Below are 21,680 nucleotides of genomic sequence, written 5' to 3'. Positions count from 1 at the left end.
TGGTGGTCATAGCAGCGGGGCCACACCTGTTCCCATCCCGAACACAGCAGTTAAGCCCGCTCGCGCCGATGGTACTGCACGGGCAACTGTGTGGAAGAGTAGGTCGCCGCCATCGCTGACGCCTTTTTACTTTGTAGGGATAATTGGAGTCCCGCGAGTTTGCGAGCATGAACAACAGTAGGTTGTGCTGCCGACGTTGCTTGTGCCTCGCTCGACGCCAGCTTAAAATCCATTGACAAAAATACCACCGATAGAAAGCATGACATACAGCTACAAAATGTTGAAAAAGGGTAACATGAAGCAAACTATTATAGCGTTAATATTTGCCTTGGGACTGGCTTCGCTGTCGGCACAACAGATCAGCAACGTGCGCGTGGAGCAGGACCCGTCGCTGAGGTATTACAAGGTCACTTTTGATCTCAGCGGTCAGACGGATTACCTGTACTTTGTCAAAGCCGTGCCCTATAAAGCTGGTAAGGAACTGATTGACCCACGCTTTCTTAGTGGAAAGGGGATTTCAGAACTCAGCACTGCTGGCAAGGGCCTGCAGGTTTTCTGGGAGCCAGTTTTGGAAGGTCAGGAGCCCGAGGGCTGGCAATTCAGGCTCTCGGCAATCGCATTTCCGAAAAACATGGTATTCGTAGAGGGCGGCAGCTTCCAGATGGGTTCCGATGACGGAGACAGCGACGAAAAGCCGGTGCATCAGGTGAGGGTTTCTTCTTTCTTGATTGGCAAATACGAAGTCACCCAGAAGGAATGGAAAGAGGTGATGGGTTCCAATCCCTCCAACTGGAAGGGCGACCAGTTGCCAGTGGAACAGGTGAACTGGTTTGACGCGGTTGATTATTGCAACAAACGAAGTTTGAAGGAAGGGCTCAGGCCTTGCTACAGCGGCAGTGGAAATTCCATCACCTGCGACTGGAATGCAAACGGATACAGATTGCCCACGGAGGCGGAATGGGAATTCGCGGCCCGGGGCGGAGTCAAGGGCAAAGGCTATAAGTATTCCGGTTCCAACGACATCGGCTCCGTGGCTTGGTATGATGGCAATTCCAGTAATAAAACACACGAAGTAGGGACCAAGGCCGCCAACGAACTGGGGCTGCACGATATGAGCGGTAACGTTTGGGAATGGTGCTGGGACTGGTATGACAGCGGTTACTATGCCAAGAGCGCGGGCTCCGACCCGAAAGGGACAGGCTCGGGCTCATCCCGCGTCCTGCGTGGCGGTTCCTGGGGCAACCTCGGCAACTACTGCCGGGTTGCACTTCGCGACAGCTTCAATCCCGGCTCCTGGCGCAACGGCAGCGTCGACGGCTTTCGGGTAGTCAGGGCTAACTGATTTTACCTCTATCTTTTGGTCTTTTTCTTTTTTTGTGCTTCGGCGCAGTCGAGAATATAATACCCATAGATATGAAATTAAAGCTTGCATTGATGTTCATGGTCAACAGAGGATTTTGTCCTTGACAAGAAATGGTGGTGCTGAAACGAATATTCGTACCCCAATTTTGAGGTCAGAATGAGACGAGAAATCTTTGTATTTGTGATGTTGCTGTTGGCTTGCAGCCTTACCGCAGGTCTGCGCGAGGAAGCCCTGGCCATCAAAAACTGGCTGGCGGTTCCCTTCGAATCCGGCCAATTGGAAGCGGAGCGGGACCAAAAACTGGCCTCACTGCGGAACCCAGTGAAAGGAGAGTTTGAGACCACCGCCCAATTCGAGCAGCGCAAAAAGGATCTGGGCAACCAGATTAAGGCCATCCAAGCTGAATACGCCAAGAAAATCCAGGACCTGCGCGCTGCGCATGAAACCAGGAGCGCCGCGCTACGCAGGAATCTCCAGGAGTTGCTGGCCAAGTCACGCGAGACGGTGGTTCTGAAAGGCACGCTGGGGGCCTATGACGCGGATTCCCAAAAGTTCCGGGTCAGCATCCCGGAGCGCTCTTTCGACATTGTGGTGCCTTTGGCCAAAGGCCCTGAGGTCAAGAAAGACTTTTCGCGTTACGAACTGAGGGTAACCCGGCAACTGGATGAAAACCTGCGGTGGAGCTATCTGGAGGCGCAGCTGGCCGGACCGGGCGGTACTTTTTCATCCACCGACAAAGCCCCAGCCCTGGCGGGTCCAATCACCACGGAAGCCTTGATCCCGCCGATGCTGTCGGCGGTGGTCAGCTTCAGTGAGCCCGGCGGCAACGACATGCTGGACGCGGAGGAGACCGCCCTGGTGGGCATAACGGTAAAAAACAGCGGCAAAGGCAGTGCCTATATGGTGGAGGCCAGGTTTGACCTGGGCACCGCGTCTGGGATCAGCTACCCCAACAGCGTCTATTTTGGCGAGATCAAGCCTGGCGAGCAGGTAAGCAAGGACCTGCGGCTCATAGCTGGGATGGAACTTAGGGACGCACAGGCGGAATTGAACATCCGCTTCAGCGAACAAAACGGTTTTCCACCGGAGGATAAAGTCTTGAGATTTTCTACCCGCGCCCTACAGCCGCCGGACCTCTATATCGCGGATATCGGCATTGACGACTACAACAAGAATGGCAGGATAGAGACCGCCGAACCGGTGGAGGTGCGTGCCCGGGTTCACAACCGCGGAAGAGGCACAGCCCGAAACGTTACTGCCCAGATCGTTACAGGCGAGGGAGTCTTCCTTTACGGGGAAAGCACAGACAGAACCTTTGATTTGGGCAACATGGAGCCCGGCGATTACCGGGATGTGGTCTTCGATATCATTACCGCCAAAACCGCAATCAAACTGGACCTGAGTCTGGACCTCAAGGAAAGCCGGACCCAGTTCAGCAAACTGGCCCAACCCCTTAACCTGGCTTTTAACCGGGTAGAGCGCACCGCTGACCAGATGGTGGTTCGGGGCCGGGAGAGCAATCAGCCCATAGGTACAGCTCCGGCGCTGGCGGTGGATGTGGACCAGGACATCCCGCAGTATGGAAAGCCCCAGAAAAACCGCTGGGGCGTGATCATCGGCATCCAGAACTACCGCAACGTTCAGCAGGTGGAGTTTGCCAGGCGAGACGCGGAATTCATGCGCGAATACTTTCAAAATACGCTGGGCATCCCCGCTGAGAACATCTACGTAAAAACCGATGACGAAGCCACCCTGGGCGAATTCCAGGCTGTTTTCAATCCCAGAGGCTGGCTGGAAAAGAACGCCAATAAAAAGGACAGCGAGATTTTCATCTATTACAGCGGCCACGGAGCCCCGGATGTCGCCGGCAGTGAGGCTTTCCTGCTCCCCCATGACGGCAACCCCAATTTCCCTGCCAACACCGGCTATCCCCTGCAGCAACTTTACACCAACCTTGGCAGCCTCAAGGCCAGGCAGGTGACTATCTTCCTGGACAGCTGCTTCAGCGGCGGCACCCGTGCCAACGAGATCCTTCTGGCTGGCGCCAAACCAGTCTTTATCAGCCCCGAACTTCCCTCCGTGGCGGCCAACGTGAGCGTCTTCTCCGCCGCTTCGGGAAGCCAGATCGCCAGTTCTTATCTGGATATGCAGCACGGCCTCTTTTCTTATTACCTCATGAAAGGCCTGCGCGGAGATGCGGATGCCAACGGCGACAAAAAGATCACCCAGGCGGAACTTAACTCCTATCTGGGAGAAAACGTGGGCTCCAAGGCTCGCAGGATGGGCCGCGAACAGGATCCCCAGTTGCAGAGCGGAGATCCGGACAGGGTGCTGGTGCAATGGTGAGATCCCGTCTCGACCTGGCTTTGGGGCTGGCCGCCCTGCTGCTGGTCTTGACTGGCTGCGCCAGCAACAAGGCGAAACCAGCTTCCGACGCCGCGGCCTCATCCAACCGGGCGGAAAGCGCTTTCGCGGAAATGGGAGGGAAGCAGAAACCACCGACAAACCAGCCTCGAACCGGAAGCGGACAGACCGGTTCCGAAACAGTGAGGATCGAAGCCGCGGCAGGCGGCAAAGTGAGCGTGGAGGTGGATACCTTCAGGGTTTTCAATGACACGTTTTCGCTCCAGCAGGCTCGGGAACAGACCCTGTCCTTCGCTCGCGAAGTGGCTCTGCAAAGGGCTTTGCCTGCGGACGTAACCATCAACACCCTGCTCACCGACATGTACGTGGAGCGCAATTACGAATTCGACGAACAAACTGCCAAAAGCATTTTCATGCTCAGCACCTCGGCTGGACGTTTTCAAGCGGAAGAAGTGCTGGAGGCTTATCCTGTCTTCGACAAAGCCACCCACAGCCTTAGCTATCACATCCGTTACCAAGCCGAAGTGACCCGTCTGCCCCGGGTTTACAATTCCGCCTACGACCTGAAGGTGAGCCTTAGCAACACCCTGCTGCGGGATGGGGACCGCTTTTTAGTGAGCGCCACCGCAAACAGCGACGGTTACCTCTACATATTTGACTTTCTGCCCGACCAGAGCGTGACCCTGACTTTCCCTACCCGGCTCTATCCGAACAACAAAATCGAGGCTGGCGAGCCCTGGACCCAGCAACTGGCCGCGGTGGTCTTGCCCGGGCGGGAACACAGCATCGAAACCTTGTACTTTGTCTTTGCCGCGGAACCGATCGCAGGGTGGGAGGATTTTTGCAGCAACCTAAGCCCTACAGATCACGCCCTCAGCGGCGGTGAAGACAGTTTCATCCAGTTTCAAACCTGGCTGGGCAGGAGCGATCCCTCCAAAAGAGTGGAAAAGCTCGCCCAACTACATATTTTCAAATAAACCCCGGATAATCCGCCGGAGCCTTTGACTGAAGGCTCCGGCAAACAATGGAGGATAAGATGAGAACAGTCAAATGGACCCTTGTTATCGGCTCCCTGCTGCTGGTTTTGGCAGCCTGTAGCAGCAACATGACCGGAGAGCAGGAAGTGGGCTATCCCAAGTGGTGGAACACCCAGGATGACGCCAATAACGTCTGCTCTTATGGCATGGCCACAAAAGCCAGCCAGACCTCGTCCATGGACGCCGCCAAGACCAACGCCCTGGCCGAATCCGCCCGCTTCGTGGAAACCGAGGTCAAGGCCATGCTGAAGAACTACGAAGAGGAAGCCGGCGTGAAAGACCCGCAGGTGCTCGCGCTCACCCAGAATGTAGTGAAAGTAGTTTCCAACGCCACCTTCAGCGGTGTGCTTGCGGGGGAAATGATAACCCGCAAGACCGTGGAAAAAGGTGAAACCCGCTTCACCACCTACGCGCAGATGAAGGTGCCCAAAGTGGAGATCAGCCGCAATCTGATCGAAAACATCCGCAACGAGGAAGCCCTCTACAATCAGTTCAAGGCTTCACAGGCCTTTAAGGAGCTGGAAGCGGAATTCGCGGAATAGCAAGCGCGGCTTCTGCTTGGCCGGGATGATGTCAACTGCCGTTTTGGCGGGGAGGCTTACCCGGATTAATCCTTGCCTGGTTAGGATGGAAACTGCGGATTGACGCGGCATGAATAGATCTTGGATAAGATGAAAATAGCTTTAACCTGGCTGGCTTTGATGCTCGCCTGCGGCTTTCTTTACGCCCAGCAAATCAGTAATGTGCGTGTTGAGCAGGACCCCGTGCTAAGGTATTACAAAGTCACTTTCGACCTCAGCGGCAAGACTGATGAACTGTACACTATAAAGACTGTGCCCTATAAAGCGGGTATAGAACTGGACAACCCTCTCTACTTGACTGGGCAAGGGATTACATCATCCTGCGCCGCTGGCAAAGGCCTGCAGCTATTCTGGGAGCCAGTTTTGGAAGGCCAGGAGCCCGAGGGCTGGCAATTCAAGCTCTCGGCAATCACATTTCCGAAAAACATGGTATTCGTAGAGGGCGGCAGCTTCCAGATGGGTTCCAACGATGGAGACAGCGACGAAAAGCCTGCACATCAGGTGAGGGTTTCATCTTTCTGGATTGGCAAATACGAAGTCACCCAGAAGGAATGGAAGGAGGTGATGGGTTCCAATCCATCATATTGGAAGGACGACAAGCTACCGGTGGAACAGATAAGCTGGTATGATGCAGTAGACTATTGTAACAAACGAAGTTTGAAGGAAGGGCTCAGGCCTTGCTACAGCGGCAGTGGAAATTCCATCACCTGCGACTGGAATGCAAACGGATACAGATTGCCTACGGAGGCTGAATGGGAATACGCCGCTTTGGGTGGAGTCAAGAGAAAGGGATATAAGTATTCCGGATCAAGTATCATTAGCTCAGTGGCTTGGTACGATGGCAATTCAGGCAATAAAACCCACGAAGTAGGGACCAAAGCTGCCAATGAACTTGGAATATATGATATGAGTGGCAACGTCTGGGAATGGTGCTGGAACTGGTACGATTCTGCTTACTACACCTTGAGCCCAGACCTCGACCCGCGCGGGGCGGGCTTGGGTTCGTACCGTTCGCTCCGAGGAGGTTCCTGGTACTTCAAAGACAGCTACTGCAGGATTTCCAATCGCAATGGCAGCGATCCCGACTTCAGGAGCTTCAACCACGGCTTTCGTGTAGTCAGAGCTGTCTTTTACTAATGCTTGATGCTTTGTCTTTGTTCTTTGGATTTTCCACAACCTGCTGTTTACAAATAAACGGATGCTTATTGGCTAAGATAGCATTGGCTTAGCTCAAGCTAGAATAAAAGACGAAAGACCGTAATTATAAACATCGTTAGCCTCTGCATCATAGTAAAGTAGAGAGTTTCTGGCAGGCTTCAGTTCCCGGTAAATCCTTTGACAGGCCGTTTACCCTTTCTGGTGTGCCTCCTTTTTGCCTCCCGCTGAGTTCCCGTTTGGAAGGCGGGAAGTCAGCGGGAAGTGAATGGGGTGTGAATTGGAAGGGGCAAACGGCCTATCGGGTTTCTGCAGCAATACATATTTTGAGGCTCTCTTTCGAACCTAGGGGGTAACACTAAGGTTTTTAGCCAGGAGGGTAAAGGAAAAGATTGACAAAAGGAGGCTGATGCCAGAGCTTGCAAGAAAACAAAAAACAGAGGACAGGAGGATAAATGTCCCAGCTAATCCTTGCCATCAATCCCGGCTCCACATCCACGAAAATCGCTGTTTATGACGGCGACAGGCCGGTCTTTGAGAAAACGCTGCGCCACGATCCGGCTGAGCTTGAGCCCTATCCCAACATAATCGACCAGTATGAGTTTCGCAAGAAACTGGTGCTGGAGGCGATGCAGGAAAACCAGATTGATCCGCATGACCTGGCGGCCGTGGTGGGCCGTGGCGGACTGGTGAAACCCGTTCCGGGCGGAACTTTCAAGATCAACGACGCGATGAAAAGGGACCTGCGCGACCCTTCACTCTGGGGCCGCACCCACGCTTCGGCGCTGGGCGCTTTCATTGCCGACGCCATCTCCCAGGAATTGGACATACCCGGTTTCATCGTGGACCCGGTTGTGGTGGACGAATTTGACGATCTGGCGCGCGTTTCCGGCATTCCGGAAATCGAGCGCAAATCCCTGCTGCACGCCCTCAACATTCGCTACATCGCGCGTTTGATGGCGGCGGAACTGGGCAAAAAACTGGATGAGGTGAACCTTATCGGCGTGCACATGGGCGGCGGGATTTCCATCGCGGCGATCAAAAACGGCCGTGTTGCTGACGTGAACAACGCCCTGCTTGGCATGGGGCCTTTTTCTCCTCAGCGGGCTGGCGCCCTGCCCATCGGCGATTTGCTGGAACTGGCTTACAGCGGCAAATACACGCATTCCCAACTGATCAAATACCTTACCAAGACCGCGGGCTGGATGGCCTATCTGGGCACGGACAGCGGCATCGAGGTGAACGAACGCATCCAGGCCGGTGACGCCAAAGCGAAACTGATCACGGACGCCATGTGCTACCAGGTGGCCAAGGAAGTGGGGGCCTGCGCGACCGTGCTGAAAGGCAAGGTGGACGCCATTTTCTTTAGCGGCGGACTGGTCTATAACGAATACATAGTGCAGCAGATACGCTCCCGGGTTGAATTCATCGCGCCGATCAAGCTCTATCCCGGCGAACGGGAGATGGAAGCCCTCTGCCAGGGCGGTTTGAGGGTTCTGAACGGTCTGGAAGAGGCAATGGATTACAATTATTGAGTGAAAGGACGCGGGGTGGAACTGTGAAACGCTTGCTGCTGCTGCTGGCACTGTGGTCCGTTTTGCTGTTTCCCCTCAGCGCCGCGGACTGGACCGTGCTGGTCTATATGGCTGCGGACAACAACCTCTGGCAAAACGCAGTGGCAGATGTCAATTCGATGGAATCAGTGTCCCTGCCGGCGAACCTCAATCTGATCGTTCAGACAGACATGCCCGCGGATTCAGGCTATCCTGGTGGCCAGCGCAGAAAGATCCGTCCGGACAATTCGCCGAGCATCACCTCTCCGCTGCTGGAAAGCCTCGGCACCATCGACAGCGGCGACCCTCAAACCCTGGCCAGCTTTGCCAACTGGGGTTTTCAGAAGTATCCCTCCCAGCGCAGGATGCTGGTGATTTGGGGGCACGGGGACAACTGGTTCAAAGCCGGCGAGGGAAAATGGATTTGCCCTGATGAGGGTGCCCAATCGCTTATCAGCGTGTCTGATGGGGAACTGAAAGAAGCCCTGAGCGGCCTTCCGCGTCTGGATATCCTACTCTTCGACGCCTGCAGCATGCAGAGTTTGGAGGTATTGGCGGAGGTGGGGCAAGCGGCAGACATTGTGATCGCTTCCGAAGAACTGGTGCCGGCGGCTGGATTTCCCTATCAGACTATTGTTCCTCTGTTCGCGGACGGAGGGGTGGAAGAAATCGCCGGCCAGATAGTCGAAGAATATCTGGAATCCTACCTCCCGGGCGGAATCCAAAACCCGTATGGCTTCACCAATCCCATCACCTGTTCGGCGGTCAGGACCTCCTCTCTTGGCGTCTTTTTCAGCGGCTTCCGGGATTTCTTCCTGAGCAAATCCCATTACTGGCCGACATCCATGCTGCCAATCCGGGCCAAATGCTGGGAAATGGGAACCGGCTACAACGACATCGATGTGGGCGAACTGCTTTTCAGGATGGACGAGGCCTGGGACGATTTATTGGAGCCAGGTTTGGCCCCGCTGAAGGATAAATGGAAAGCCTGTGTGGTGGCTTCCGGCAGCCTCAACATCCTTCACGATGTAGGTTCTGCCGCGATCTGGTTTCCGCGCACCCAGCAGTATTACGACGGTTTGTGGCGCCGCTATGCCAAGCTGGAATTCGCCCGGTACCGCTGGTTCCAAATCTTGCACCGGGTTTTTGGGCCACACGGAAAACCGCCCTCTCCGGAGCTGGTGAGCCAGGGCATGGTGCTATCCAACCTGCGGCTGGAGCTGAAACAGCCGGACTACCCTGATTCGCTTTGGTATATTGTGAAGCCCCGACCCTGGGTGGAAGGCAGCCAAGCAATCTTCGCTGAACCGGAGTTCGGGCAAAAAACCTTCTTCGTCTATGTTCCGGTCAGCGGTCCGGGCTGGCTGGAGATCGAAGCCGTGAATCCTTGGGGCGCTATATCCGATTCACTGTATGTGGCTTATGATTACGAGGAACCAGGCCTGGAACTGCTGGTGGCGCCAAACCCCGTGCGGAACAGGTCTCTGGCCTCCGCGAAGTGGTATCTGCCGGAGGGGAGCACCGGAACGGTGGAGCTGAAGCTTTTCAACTCACGCGGACAAAAGGTTTTGAGCCGGAGTTTCGAGCAAACGGAACCCGGAGAAGGAATCTGGCTGCTCTCGGCGGAACCTGATTTCCGCAAACTGGGCAGAGGAATCTTCATCCTCAGCTTAAAAATTGGTAAAAGGTCATGTCTCGTGAAACTCGCAATCCTATAAAAAATGCCGTCTTGCGCGCTTTGTGGATAAACTGTGGATAACTTTGTGGACGGACGGCGGCAGCTTGATAACAGGTTGCCTGACAATAAGATAGAAAATGTGGATAATCCACTCCTTTTGTGGATAAGTGCGTAGCTAAATGAGAATGAGGAGATTGGAGATTTGAATACGACAGCGCCGGAAATCAGTAAAAACAGAATTCGGGAACTGAGCAAATTGCAGCAAAAGAAACAGCGCCTGAGCGAGGGCAAAGTGGTGGTGGAGGGGCTGCGCACGCTCAGGCAGTTATGGGATTGGGGCATCAAGCCGCTGGAGCAGTATTGTCTGGCGGATTCCAGCCCCGTCTGGACAGACGTTCCGAGATTTGTGCTGCGTGACTGGGAACTTGGCAAGATCTGTGACAGCGAGCATCCGCAGGACGTGGCGGCGCTCTTTGACCTGCCGCGGGAGCGTAAGATTGAATTCAAGCTGGCCTTTTACCTCGACGGAATTAAGGACCCGGGTAACCTGGGCACCATCTTCAGGCTCTGCGTCGCTTTCGGGATAGACGCTTTGCTGCTGTCGCCAGATTGCGTAGAAGTGTCCTCGCCAAAAGTGGTCAGGGCCTCCCTAGGCAGCGTGTTCAAAGTTCCGTTCCAAATCCTGGACGCGGAGCAACTGCGTTCTATCCAAGCGGAACTGGTGCTCACCGACGCTTCTTCCGGCGAGGCTTTGCGTTCTTTTATCCCCAATGCCGACAGGGCGACCATGATCGCGCTCGGTTCCGAGGCACACGGCCTCTCAGAAGAGCTCAGGGCTTTGGCGGACAGGACCTTGCGCATCGAGATGGGAGAGTGGATGGAGTCGCTGAACGTGGCGGTGTCCGCGGGAATCATAGCGCACCATCTTTTCGGAACCTGAGACACTTTAGAGATTGACAAAAACCCGGCTCCGGCATTACTGACATCTTCGTCAATTTATGTATTTAAGGAGTCATGGTGAACATCATTAATCAGAAGACCGGCTGGATCGAAGTTATCTGCGGAAGCATGTTCAGCGGAAAAACGGAGGAACTGATCCGCCGCATCCGCCGGGCCGAATACGCGCGGCAGGGCATATTGGTGTTCAAACCCACCATAGACAACCGCTATGACGCCACCAACATCGTTTCCCATTCCCAGATGCAGGCGCCCTCCGTGCCGATCAGCCAGCCGGAGGAAATTCACCAGTATCTGAAGGAAGAGATAAAGATTGTGGCCATCGACGAAGCCCAGTTTTTCGACGAATCTATCGTGGATGTTTGCAATGATCTGGCGGACAAGGGTTACCGGGTGATCGTGGCTGGACTGGACCAGGATTACAAAGGCCAGCCCTTCGGCAGCATGCCGCAGCTTATGGCGGTGGCGGAATACGTGACCAAAGTCCTGGCCATCTGCGTTAAATGCGGCAATCCGGCAAACCGCACCCAACGCACGGTGCAAAAAGGGGAACAGATACTGGTAGGCAGCACCGAGGCTTACGAAGCGCGCTGTCGCAACTGCCACGAGGTGCTGGAATGAGAATCGCCTCCGGTTTCGCTGGCGTGATCGCGGCTCTGCTTGACCTCTACTCGCTTTTGATCATCATCCGCGCCCTGATGAGCTGGTTCATGCAAGACCAGAGCAGCGGCATCTACAGGTGGCTGGTGAAGATCACGGAACCTGTTCTGTCTCCCATCCGCAAGGTGCTGCCCCGCATGAGAGTGGACCTTTCGCCGGTGGTGGCTGTCATCCTGATCGGCATCATAAAATAGAATTTCAATCCTGGGAGGATTCATGTCATTGTTTCCCACAGACATACGCCATCAGGAGTTTTCGAGCTCCCTGTTCGGCTATAGCAAGAAAGAAGTTAAGGAATACCTGGAGGAACTGGCCGCGGAAGTGGAGGAATACCAGAACCGGCAGGAAAAGGAATTGCGGCGCCGCGAACTGGCTCAGCTTGAGGTGAGGCAGGAAGCCGTCCAGGCCGGAAACGCGGTTGAAGAGCTGAAACGGCGCGAAGAGCTGATCAGCCGCACTCTGGTCTTCGCAGAGAAAACCAAAGCTGACATCATCTCCAACGCCCGCAAGGAAGCCGAAAACATCATCCACGAGGCCGAACTCAGGGCCAAGCGCGCCATCCAGGAAGCGAAGCAGTATCTGGGCATGCTGGAACAGCAATACATCCAGCTCAAGGAACAGAAACGCCAGTTCCTGATGCAGTTCAGGAGCGAGCTCAAAACCTTTCAGGATCGCATAGACAAGGACCCGCTGCTCAGCAAGCCGCCGGAACACATTCTGGATTCGGATTTCAAGCAGATCAAGGAAGAAATCGCGCCCAACGCCAAAGCGCCGGTTGAGGATAACCAGTTATCATGAGCGCGGCATACCGGCAAACCGCTGAATGGCTGAGGCAGCGCCTTCCAGAGGTCCCGAAAGTGGCCATGATCCTGGGCACCGGGCTGAACGGCATCGCCGAAAAGGGAAGAATCCTGGTTCAGATTCCCTATGCCGAAATACCCGGATTCGCCAGCAGCACCGCCCCTTCGCACAAGGGAAACCTGATCCTGGGCGAACTCGGCGGACAAAAAGTGCTCTATCTGCAAGGCCGTTTCCATCATTACGAAGGCCATTCGCTTTCCACAGTGGTCTTTCCCACGCGGGTGCTGGCCTGCCTGGGAATCGAAACCCTGATCGTCACCAACGCCTCCGGCAGCCTGCGGGAAGAACTCAGCCCCGGCTCGATCGTAATGCTGAAGGACCACATCAACTTCATGGGCGGCAACCCCCTTATCGGAGAAAATGACGAAAGCCTGGGCGAACGCTTTCCCAGCCTCAACCATCCTTACGATCCAGAATACAGGGAAGCCTGTGCCGCCATCGCCGCCCGCGCCGGAATCCCCATGCGCGAAGGGGTTTACATCGCTGTGACCGGCCCCAGCCTGGAAACCAGGGCGGAATGCGCGGCTTTCGCCAGTTGGGGAGCGGATCTGGTGGGCATGTCCACCGTTCCGGAAGTGATCGCGGCCCGGCACGCCGGAATGAAGGTGCTGGCCTTTTCCGTCGTGACCAACTACAGCAATCTGCTGCACGACCAGGCCCATTCCCAGGAAGAAATCCGCGCCAACGCGGACAAAGCCTCCGCATGGCTCATCAGCATCATCACAGAATTCGTAACTGGCCTGAAATGACGGCGCTGGATATTTTCATTGACACCTGGGGCAGGGTCAGATATGAGGGTAAACTAACGAAAATGCAAGGTTCACAGGAGTGACAGATGGCCGCTAAACCAATGTCAGAAAAGAAACTGAAGAAATTTGAAGAGCTCATTCAGAAGGAACTTAAAGAAAGCGTTGCCTACATTGAAGACGTAACCAAACACCAGAGCATTGGCGCCCGCGAGAGCAGCGGCGACCTCTCTTCCTATGCCTATCATCAGGCGGACCAGGCCTCGGACACGAACCTGATGGAACAGAACGTGATGATGATGGAAAAGGAGCGCGAAAAGATCCGCCTGCTTAACGACGCCCTGCGCAAAATCTACGAGGGTTTTTTTGGGATTTGCGAAATGTGTGGCGAAAACATCAAGGAAAGCCGGCTGGAAATCATCCCCTACGCCAAATTCTGCATCGACTGCATGGAAAAAATGGAAGACAAGAAGCGGCGGCAGAAAAGATAGAGCATGGAACGGCCGAAAAGATACCCTGCCTTCATCATCATGGCCGCCGTGATCCTATTGGACCAGGTGAGCAAGATGCTTGTGCGGAAATACATTCCGAAGGGCAGATGGATCACGGTGGGGGAAAAGTTGTGGGGCGATTTTTTGCAGATATGCCATCTGGAAAACACGGGGGCGGCGTTCAGCCTGTCGCTGCCCAATCCGCTTTGGAACAAGGCTTTTTTCATCGGCACCTCGGTGCTGGCGGTGATCTTCATCCTCTGGCTGTTAAGCCGTGCCACCAACAAGGTCCAGGTGGTCGCTTTCGGCCTGGTGCTGGGTGGGGCGGTCGGAAACAACCTCATCGACCGGCCGATCCTCGGCGCGGTCACCGATTTTATCAGTTTCGACATCCCGAACGTGATCAGGGGCATGGAGCGCTTTCCGGTTTTCAACGTCGCCGACAGCGCGATTTTCATTGCCATGTGTCTGCTGATCGTGGACATAATCTTTATTAGCGGGAAGAAGGCACCTCAGCCGGAGACGCTTCCCGATCCTGAGATAAATCTACCAGACAAGGAGCAATAGATGAGATACGTTTTGCTTTGCGTGATGGCGCTGGCCTTAACCGGACTGATGTTCGCGGAGGTGCTAAGCTGCTATGACGTTCAATACACCACCAACCCCAGCGGCGCCTCTCCCTACGCGGGCAGCGTGGTGACGGTGGAAGGCATTGTGGTGGCCGAGATTTTTTACACCGGTACCAACACCAACAACAGGGGCTTTATGATCTCGGACCCTGAGGGCGGCCCCTGGAGCGGACTTTTGATCTTTACGAACCAATATTCCCCCCAGCGCGGAGACAAGGTCCAGGTGACAGGCACCATCACCGAGTATTACGACTTCACCGAAATGTCGCCAACCACAGGGTTTCAGGTGATCAGCCAGGGCAATCCCCTGCCCCTGCCGACCCTGATTACCACCGGCAGCCTCAGCGGCTCGTCTGCCGAGCAGTGGGAAAGCGTGTTCGTGAAGGTGGAAAACGTGAATGTGACCTCCACCCCAAACAACTATGGCGAATTCAACGTCAATGACGGCAGCGGCGCCTGCCAGATCGACGACCAGTGCTTTCCCCGGAGCGGTTTTTCCTGGTCACAGATGAACGTGGGGCAAAACTGGGCCCGCATCCAGGGCGTGGTGGATTATTCCTTCAGCAGTTACGGCATAAATCCCCGCGAAATGACCGACCTTGTGCAGATCGACGACGTTTCCAACGCCACCGTGCGCGTCCAGACCACCAACGCCGAGATCGACACCCCCGTGGACGTGAACATCATCAGCTCCCGCATCAAGCCAGAATGGGGCGTTTCCTCATACAGCGCCTATATCCGGCTCGACCCTGACAAAGTTCGGTTCAACGGTTTGAAGGTTGACGAAACCATGACGGCTTTCGAGCCAGAATACTGGATTTCGGATGCCGGCGATTCGCTCTACGTGCTCTACCAGTCTCAGGAACCCATCACCTCCGGCGCCGACGACCAGACGCTCTTCAAGCTCGACCTCACGCCCTCCAGTTACGGCGAATCCTTTATCCAACTGGTTTCCTTTGCCTATGACAATACCCCCATCCAATCCATAAACAGCGGCAAACTGCTGGTCCCCATCCGCTCCAGCATCGCCTGGCTGAACGTGACCAATCCCAAAAACTCCCGCAACATCTTCAACCCCGAACTGAACGAGGAACTCACCATCGAATATGGCTGCAAGACCTCCGCCGCGGGCATCAATGTCAAGGCGATCGTGCGCATCTACGACGCGCAGGGACGCTTGGTTTACACTCCCGTAAACACCAACATCAGCAACGCCCTCGGCATTGAAAGCTTTAAGTGGGACGGCCGCGACCAGATGAGGAACCGCCTCCCCATCGGCGTTTACTATTGCCATCTGGAAGTGATCGAACGCAGCACCGGCCACAAGGAAACAACGGTGCAGCCGCTGGTGATCAAATCTATCCTTAAATAAGCTCCGGGAGAAAGATTTATGAAAAAACTGATATTCATTGCCCTCATTCTGATCCAGACGGCTTTGCTGCTGGCTGTATTCGATGACTACATTCCCTCGGCCCGGGCCCGTGGCATGGGTGGAGCTTACACCGGTGTGGCGGACGACGTGAACTCTCTCTATTTCAATCCCGCCGGCCTCACGAACGTGAAGCTGGAAGCCCAGGTTGGCTTCAGCCGCCTCTACGGCAATGCCTTTTCGGAATACAAGACAGCCGCTTTGGGCGTGAAGCTGCCCAAGAAACTGGGCACCCTGGCTTTCGGCGCCCGCCTCTTCGATGTCGCTTTCGAAGAGGAAACCCTGATGAGTGAACAGGTCTGGACCGCCGGCCACGCCTTTGACCTGCAGAGTGACATCCATTCCCAGATCAGCGTGGGCTACAGCGTGAACTACCATCGCCTGCAATTCATCGAGGAAGATTCCGACGGCGCCATCGGGGTCGATTTCGGTGCTACCGCCTTTCTGCATGGACGCACCAAGCTGGGCTTCAGCGTGTGCAACCTCAACCAGGCTGTGATGGGCGACGCGAACCAGCATCCCCTGCCCAGCAAACTGGCCTTGGGGATTTCCTACATTCCCTATGAAAACGTTATCACCACTCTTGAAGTGAAGAAAGATTTCGCCAAGGAAACCGAATTCATGGGCGGAGTGGAAGTGCGGCCGTTCGAGCCTCTGGCTGTCCGTTTCGGCGTGCACTCCAACCCCGCCACCTGGAACGCCGGCATTGGCTTGAACGTCAAGGGAATCGAGCTTGACCTCGCCTACACCAACCATGCCGTGCTGCCGGGAACCCTTTACGGCAACCTTGGCTACAAATTCTGATAAGGAGCCTTCCATGTCCGGATCGATCCTGAAAAAACTGCTCCCCGCTTTCATTCCCATGGCTTGGGAAGTTGTGAGACACTTCAAGCGGGACCTGAACCACGACATAAACATCAAAAAGATCAACGAAACGGAAGAAAAACTGGCTACCATCGAAAACCTGATCGTGAGAATGGAAAAGAAGACCCAACTGAACCGTGAGGAAATCAGAACCTTCAAAAACCACTTCTACATCTGGGCGGCAATCAATTCCGCCCTGCTGATCGCGGTTTTCGTGAAGCTTTTCTTCTTCTGAACCACAGCCAGAGCTTGACTATTACGGCTCAGCCGCCCTCCGGAGCGGTTGGGCCTTATTATCTTTTTAGGCTATCATTCTGCCGCCCTTCGGAATAACCACCCGGTTTGAAAGGGAGCCTTAATAAGGAGAGTCGTAAGCTATTTGCCCATAATGACCTACCGCCAGTCGCACCCTTAGCGCCTGCCTTCATCGCCCTCCCATACCTCCCGCCAGATACCCGCATCAAATGCAGGCATTATGCGGGAGGCGTTTCTGGGATATAGGAAAAGGCCTTAACGGCCAAAGGGCATCGCAAGGCTAAACGCTGGCGTCGAGCGAGGGACGAGCATCGACGACAGCAACGTGTGATTTCTACAATATCCTGCCGTCCATGCTCACTGTGTTCGCTGTACGCCAGGACACCGGCTTGAAAAGGAACCTTGTATCACATCCTGTCAATCAGGTCTGGAGTTCTTCGCCGGGTTTGAGGATCTGGCATTTATAACCCATGGCCTGCACTTTGGCGGTGAAGTCCTCCGGGTCCGCGTTTATCACGGGCCAGGTATTGTAGTGCATGGGGATTACCATCCCGGGGTTGACGAATTCCACCGCTTTCAGGGCGTCTTCCGGCCCCATCGTGAAGTTGTCGCCGATGGGCACCAGGAAGTAGTCCACCCGGTTCATTTCGCCGATCAGCTTCATATCGTAAAAGAGCCCGGTATCGCCGGGGTGATACACGCATTTGCCGTCGATCCAGAGCAGGACTCCAGCCGCTTGCCCGCCATAACGTCCGTCCGGGGTCGTGCTGCTGTGCCAGGCCGGGGTCAGTTTCACGCGGCCAAAGGGAAAGGGGTGGCTGCCGCCGATTTGGATCTGGTGGGTTTTAAATCCTTCTTCGGCAAGGTATTTCGCCAGTTCCACCATGCAGATGAAGAGCGGGTCGCAGCGCTTGCCGATTTTGATGGCGTCGCCGAAGTGGTCTTCGTGGGCGTGGGTGAGGATGATGAAATCCGGGCTAACCGCATCGGATTTGAGCGCAGCCTGCGGATTATTGTCCAGAAAGGGGTCGATAAGCACTTTGTGTCCGGCTTCGCTGACAAAATCGAAGGTGCCGTGTCCTAAAAATCTCATTTTCATCTTGGGCCTCCATGAACGGTTTTTGCAATTATTCCAAATCCACGTCCTGAAGTCAAGCAAAATATTCCGTTTCCCACCGCCGGATATTGTTCTTGACAGAAACCCAAGCCCGCGAATGTTTGTTCTATTCTGCGCCCTTGGCTCAATTGGATAGAGCATCTGACTACGGATCAGAAGGTTGGGGGTTCGAATCCCTCAGGGCGTGCCATCTTTTTTCTTGCCAGCATTCGCTGGCTTTTTTTTATGGCCTGACTATGGACAAAGCGACACCGAGCAAAACCAGGGCCTGGCCAAACCTGCGCCAGATTTACGCCATCATGTTCCGATACTGGCCCCTGTTGGTATCCGGGATGCTGGCGACGCTGCTCTACGCCATCTTCAGCGGTGTCAGCGTCACCCTGGTTATTCCTTTGTTCGATTATGTTTTCAGGCCCGGGGGCGGAAACCCGGTTTACACCGATCTCGGCGGCTTCCTGGGGGCGGTCGGTTCAGCCTGGGGCTCTTTCTGGGCCGGTGCCGGCGGCCTTATCTCCCTGAGGGGCCTGAAAGGCCTGGCTCCGCTTTGGGAAGAGCTGCAAAAAGTGATGCTGGACACGGAACCCCTGGTTCTGCTTTACGCACTCTGCCTCTTCGTGGTGGCCGTTATCCTGCTCAAAAACGTCTTTTTCTACCTCCAGCGGGTGCTGTTTATCAAGCTGCGCGGAAACACCCTCCGCGACCTGCGTGAGGCCATGTTTTCCCGCTACATGGGCCAATCCCTGGAATTCTTCAACCAAAGCCGGATCGGCGACGCCATGGTGCGCATGGTGAACGACGCGGAAATCGTGAGCGAAAGCTTCATCAAATCCTTGCTGGAAGGCATCCTGGATATCTTCACCATCCTGGTTTTCACGCGCGTGGCCCTGCTGCTCAGTCCCCGGCTTTTCCTCTACGGGCTTTTGGTGGTGCCCTTTTTCACCCTCTTCGTGGGCTGGCTGGGCAAACAGGTCAAAAGGAACTCCCAGCGCATCCAGGCCCACCTTTCCACCATGTTTTCCGCGGTGGAGGAGGCTTTGAACAGCATGAAGGTCGTGAAAGCCTTTCGCCGAGAAGAAAGTGAACACCGCGCCTTCAGCCGGGTCAATTCCGCCTACGTGCGTTTCTGGAAGCGCGCCCAATACTATTCCTCGCTCAGCGTGCCGCTTTCGGAGCTGAACACCGTGTTCACCGCCGTCATCGTCATCATCCTGGGCGGCAAGATGATCCTGGCCCCCGGTTCCGGCTTTACCCTGGGCGATTTCACCGCCTTCCTCTTCGCCATCTTTTCCCTGCTTCACCCCATGAAAAACCTTACCCAACTCTATTCCGACGTGAAAAAAGCCCTGGTCTCGCTCAACCGCGTTTTCCATGTTCTGGATAGCGAAACGGAGATAAAGGACGCCCCGGAGGCCTTTGCCAAGGAAAGTTTTACGAGCCATATAGAGTTTGACCGCGTGAGCTTTGCCTATAGCGAAGACCGCCCCGTGCTCAGCGACGTTAGCCTGATCATCAGCAAAGGCGAAAAGGTCGCCATCGTGGGCGCCAGCGGCGGCGGCAAGACCACTTTGGCCAATCTCTTCAACCGCATGTACGACGTCAGCTCCGGCGCCATCCTCCTGGACGGAACGGACATCCGCCAAATCAGGCTGGCCGACCTCCGCCGCCTCTTCGGGGTGGTAACTCAGGACAGCGTCCTCTTCACCCGCTCCATCCGGGAAAACATCGCCTTCGGTTCACTGGAGGAGCTTGGCGACGAGCGGATTCGCGCCGCGGCCAGGATCGCCCACGCGGAAGATTTCATCCTCCAGTTTCCCCGCCAGTACGACGAGGTGCTGCAAACCAAGGGCGCCAACCTCTCCGGCGGCCAGAAACAGCGCCTCTGCATCGCCCGCGCCATCGTTGGCGATCCCCCCATCCTGATCCTCGACGAAGCCACCAGCGCCCTCGACACCGAAAGCGAACAGCTTGTGCGGCAGGCAATTGACGCCGCCACCCAAAACCGCACCGTGATTATGATCGCCCACCGCCTCTCCACGGTGCTCCAGGCTGATAGGATCGTGGTTCTCGAACAAGGCCGGATAGTCGGCCAGGGCAGCCACGAGGAGCTTTTGCGCTCCTGCCCCCGTTATCAGAAACTCTACGCCGCCCAATATCAGGAATGAGCCCGCAAACCTTTCCGACCCAGACCCTTGTTGACGGCCATTGCCACCTGGCCAACCTTAGCCTGCTGATGCCCCTGGAACCCCTTTTGGAAGAAGCCGCGCGCAAGGGCGTAGCGCGCTGGCTGTCCTCCGCCCTCACCCGGGAGGAGATTCACTATTATCTGGACCATCCGCGCCCGGAAATCAGCTTCAGCGCCGGTATCCATCCCAATTATGAAGGCTGCGACCTTGTCCTGGAAGACATCGCCTCCCTCTGCTCCGAAAACCGGATTTGGGCGGTGGGGGAAATTGGCCTGGACCGCAACGGCCCCCCTCTGCCGGAACAGGAGAAGATTCTCACCCGACAGTTGGAACTCGCTTCCGACCACGCCCTGCCCGTGGTGCTGCATATCGTGGGACACCAACAACGGGCTTACGACATCCTGCGAGGGTTTAAGCTGCGCTATCTGGTGCACGGCTACGCCGGAAGCCTTGAAGGATTCAGGCTGCTGGCCCGGCTGGATAGCTGGTTCACCGTTAGCGAAAGGATACTGCGGCCGGACAAACACGCCCTGCTGTGCGAAATGGTCACCCACCGGCACTGCCTCGCGGAGACCGACATCACCCGCCATTACGTGAAGGAAAACGAGCCCAACCCCCTGCTTAGGCTTTCGGACGTGGTCGAGCGTGCCTGCGGGCTGGCCGGCATTTCCCGGGAGGACTTTGTCAAGGTGCAGGATGAGAGCCTTGCGGCTCTGATGGAGCACTCACATGGCTGATTCCGTCCTCAGCCGCAGCGCGCTGCTCCTGGGCGAAGAAGCCATTGCCAGGTTGAAAGGGGCGAGCGTCTGCGTTGTCGGTCTTGGCGGAGTGGGTTCCTACGCCGTGGAAGCCCTCGCCCGGGCCGGCATCGGGCGTTTCACCCTCATCGATTTTGATATAGTGGGGGAAACCAACCTCAACCGCCAGCTCTTCGCCCTGCGCGAAACCATCGGACAAGCCAAGGTGGATTTGGCCCAACGGCGTATCCTGGCCATCAACCCGGAGGCAAAAGTCATCTGCCACCAGGAATTTCTGGATGCCGATAACCGTGTGGAACTGCTGGCGGAAGTCGATTCCTTCATCGACGCCATCGACAGCCTCGGCCCTAAGATCGGCCTGCTTGAATACGCCGTGCGCCGGGAACTGGAGTTCGTCTCCGTGATGGGCGCGGGAAACCGGCTCGACCCCGCCCAGGTCCAGCTCACCTCCATAAAAAAGAGCCACAACTGCCCCCTCGCCCGCCGGGTGCGCAACTATCTAGGACGCAGAGGCATAAAGGCCGATTTCCCCTGCGTCTGGTCCTCCGAGCTCCCCCTGCGCCCGGATGAGGACACCGACATCCCCGACGAGATCATCCTCCAGCGCGGCCGCCAACGCCAAACGGTCGGCTCCGTCAGCTATCTGCCTGCCATCATGGGCATGGTCGCAGCCAGTTGGGTGATTCGCCAGATCGCCTGCCGGTGAGCCTCTTTCGTATGACTAAGCAAAATGAAAAGTAGGGAGTTAAATATGGAGCATACCCTTACTCCCTCACGCTAAAGGGATTGAGGCCTATTGTTAAGCAATAAGCACCCCCTCTGTTGTCTGAAGCCAGACAAGTAGGGTATGCAGATAAGATTTTCATTTCATCAATTCCATCAATTCATCAATTCCCTTTCCACGGCCCCTTTTCAACCTCCCCCTCCAGGACCTGGAAGGATGATAGCTATCATATTGATATATATACTAGATAGATATAATATATACTAATATAGTAG

21 protein-coding genes, 1 tRNA gene and 1 rRNA gene are annotated in these 21,680 nt (G+C 55.6%); 22 read left to right on the top strand and 1 reads right to left on the bottom strand.

The window, feature by feature from the left end; translation table 11 throughout:
- The 18 genes from rrf to GX466_04140 all read left to right on the top strand — a co-directional run.
- Window positions 1–115 (top strand): 5S ribosomal RNA (rrf, locus tag GX466_04225); the annotation flags it as partial.
- A 144-nt stretch (window positions 116–259) separates the two neighbouring features.
- Window positions 260–1,342 (top strand): formylglycine-generating enzyme family protein, encoded by a 1,083-nt coding sequence (locus tag GX466_04220; GenBank protein NLH93410.1) that lies wholly within the window; start codon window positions 260–262, stop codon window positions 1,340–1,342.
- A gap of 177 nt (window positions 1,343–1,519) precedes the next feature.
- Window positions 1,520–3,709, top strand: a complete 2,190-nt coding sequence (locus GX466_04215; protein NLH93409.1) for a hypothetical protein — start codon at window positions 1,520–1,522, stop codon at window positions 3,707–3,709.
- A complete protein-coding gene (locus GX466_04210) occupies window positions 3,703–4,704 on the top strand; it encodes a DUF4384 domain-containing protein (protein ID NLH93408.1) in 1,002 nt (333 codons plus the stop codon). The genes GX466_04215 and GX466_04210 overlap by 7 nt, the downstream gene beginning before the upstream one ends.
- A gap of 128 nt (window positions 4,705–4,832) precedes the next feature.
- A complete protein-coding gene (locus GX466_04205; GenBank protein ID NLH93407.1) occupies window positions 4,833–5,306 on the top strand; it encodes a hypothetical protein in 474 nt (157 codons plus the stop codon).
- Window positions 5,307–5,435: 129 nt separating this feature from the next.
- Window positions 5,436–6,482: a formylglycine-generating enzyme family protein gene (locus tag GX466_04200; protein ID NLH93406.1), complete on the top strand. Its 1,047-nt coding sequence runs from the start codon at window positions 5,436–5,438 to the stop codon at window positions 6,480–6,482.
- Between the two features lie 473 nt (window positions 6,483–6,955).
- Entirely contained in the window at window positions 6,956–8,035 is a 1,080-nt protein-coding gene (buk, locus tag GX466_04195; GenBank protein NLH93405.1) for a butyrate kinase, read from the top strand.
- 23 nt (window positions 8,036–8,058) lie between these two features.
- A complete protein-coding gene (locus tag GX466_04190) occupies window positions 8,059–9,771 on the top strand; it encodes a hypothetical protein (GenBank protein ID NLH93404.1) in 1,713 nt (570 codons plus the stop codon).
- Window positions 9,772–9,933: 162 nt separating this feature from the next.
- Window positions 9,934–10,671 (top strand): RNA methyltransferase, encoded by a 738-nt coding sequence (locus GX466_04185; GenBank protein NLH93403.1) that lies wholly within the window; start codon window positions 9,934–9,936, stop codon window positions 10,669–10,671.
- Window positions 10,672–10,745: 74 nt separating this feature from the next.
- Window positions 10,746–11,309 (top strand): thymidine kinase, encoded by a 564-nt coding sequence (locus tag GX466_04180; protein ID NLH93402.1) that lies wholly within the window; start codon window positions 10,746–10,748, stop codon window positions 11,307–11,309.
- The gene (locus GX466_04175) at window positions 11,306–11,542 is read left to right on the top strand and encodes a YggT family protein (GenBank protein ID NLH93401.1); all 237 of its coding nucleotides are present in this window, start codon (window positions 11,306–11,308) and stop codon (window positions 11,540–11,542) included. Before GX466_04180 ends, GX466_04175 begins: the two co-directional genes overlap by 4 nt.
- 22 nt (window positions 11,543–11,564) lie before the next feature.
- Window positions 11,565–12,146, top strand: coding sequence for a DivIVA domain-containing protein (locus GX466_04170; protein NLH93400.1), 582 nt, complete (start codon window positions 11,565–11,567; stop codon window positions 12,144–12,146).
- The gene (locus tag GX466_04165) at window positions 12,143–12,958 is read left to right on the top strand and encodes a purine-nucleoside phosphorylase (protein ID NLH93399.1); all 816 of its coding nucleotides are present in this window, start codon (window positions 12,143–12,145) and stop codon (window positions 12,956–12,958) included. The genes GX466_04170 and GX466_04165 overlap by 4 nt, the downstream gene beginning before the upstream one ends.
- An 86-nt stretch (window positions 12,959–13,044) precedes the next feature.
- Window positions 13,045–13,446: a hypothetical protein gene (locus GX466_04160; protein NLH93398.1), complete on the top strand. Its 402-nt coding sequence runs from the start codon at window positions 13,045–13,047 to the stop codon at window positions 13,444–13,446.
- Between the two features lie 3 nt (window positions 13,447–13,449).
- Window positions 13,450–14,013 (top strand): signal peptidase II, encoded by a 564-nt coding sequence (lspA, locus tag GX466_04155; protein NLH93397.1) that lies wholly within the window; start codon window positions 13,450–13,452, stop codon window positions 14,011–14,013.
- The gene (locus GX466_04150; protein NLH93396.1) at window positions 14,014–15,447 is read left to right on the top strand and encodes a hypothetical protein; all 1,434 of its coding nucleotides are present in this window, start codon (window positions 14,014–14,016) and stop codon (window positions 15,445–15,447) included.
- A gap of 18 nt (window positions 15,448–15,465) precedes the next feature.
- On the top strand, window positions 15,466–16,308 hold the full coding sequence (locus tag GX466_04145; protein ID NLH93395.1) for a hypothetical protein: 843 nt from the start codon (window positions 15,466–15,468) through the stop codon (window positions 16,306–16,308).
- A gap of 13 nt (window positions 16,309–16,321) precedes the next feature.
- Window positions 16,322–16,603, top strand: a complete 282-nt coding sequence (locus GX466_04140) for a hypothetical protein (protein NLH93394.1) — start codon at window positions 16,322–16,324, stop codon at window positions 16,601–16,603.
- A gap of 441 nt (window positions 16,604–17,044) precedes the next feature.
- On the opposite strand, the gene GX466_04135 is transcribed toward GX466_04140, so the two are convergent.
- Complete coding sequence (locus GX466_04135; GenBank protein NLH93393.1) at window positions 17,045–17,722, bottom strand: metal-dependent hydrolase; 678 nt, start codon at window positions 17,720–17,722, stop codon at window positions 17,045–17,047.
- Between the two features lie 131 nt (window positions 17,723–17,853).
- On the opposite strand from GX466_04135, the gene GX466_04130 reads away from it, so the two are divergent.
- The 4 genes from GX466_04130 to GX466_04115 all read left to right on the top strand — a co-directional run bounded on the left by GX466_04130 (window position 17,854) and on the right by GX466_04115 (window position 21,387).
- Window positions 17,854–17,930, top strand: a tRNA-Arg gene (locus GX466_04130).
- 46 nt (window positions 17,931–17,976) lie between these two features.
- Window positions 17,977–19,902 carry an ABC transporter ATP-binding protein gene (locus GX466_04125; GenBank protein NLH93392.1) on the top strand — a complete coding sequence of 642 codons (1,926 nt, stop codon included), beginning with the start codon at window positions 17,977–17,979 and terminating at the stop codon, window positions 19,900–19,902.
- A complete protein-coding gene (locus GX466_04120) occupies window positions 19,899–20,660 on the top strand; it encodes a TatD family deoxyribonuclease (GenBank protein ID NLH93391.1) in 762 nt (253 codons plus the stop codon). Before GX466_04125 ends, GX466_04120 begins: the two co-directional genes overlap by 4 nt.
- Window positions 20,653–21,387: a tRNA threonylcarbamoyladenosine dehydratase gene (locus GX466_04115; GenBank protein ID NLH93390.1), complete on the top strand. Its 735-nt coding sequence runs from the start codon at window positions 20,653–20,655 to the stop codon at window positions 21,385–21,387. The genes GX466_04120 and GX466_04115 overlap by 8 nt, the downstream gene beginning before the upstream one ends.
- The last annotated feature ends 293 nt before the right edge of the window (window positions 21,388–21,680 follow it).

Source organism: Candidatus Cloacimonadota bacterium (genome assembly GCA_012516855.1).
GTDB lineage: Bacteria > Cloacimonadota > Cloacimonadia > Cloacimonadales > Cloacimonadaceae > Syntrophosphaera.
The sequence above is the reverse complement of the archived record's forward strand: the minus strand, read 5'-3'. Positions and strand labels throughout refer to the sequence as shown.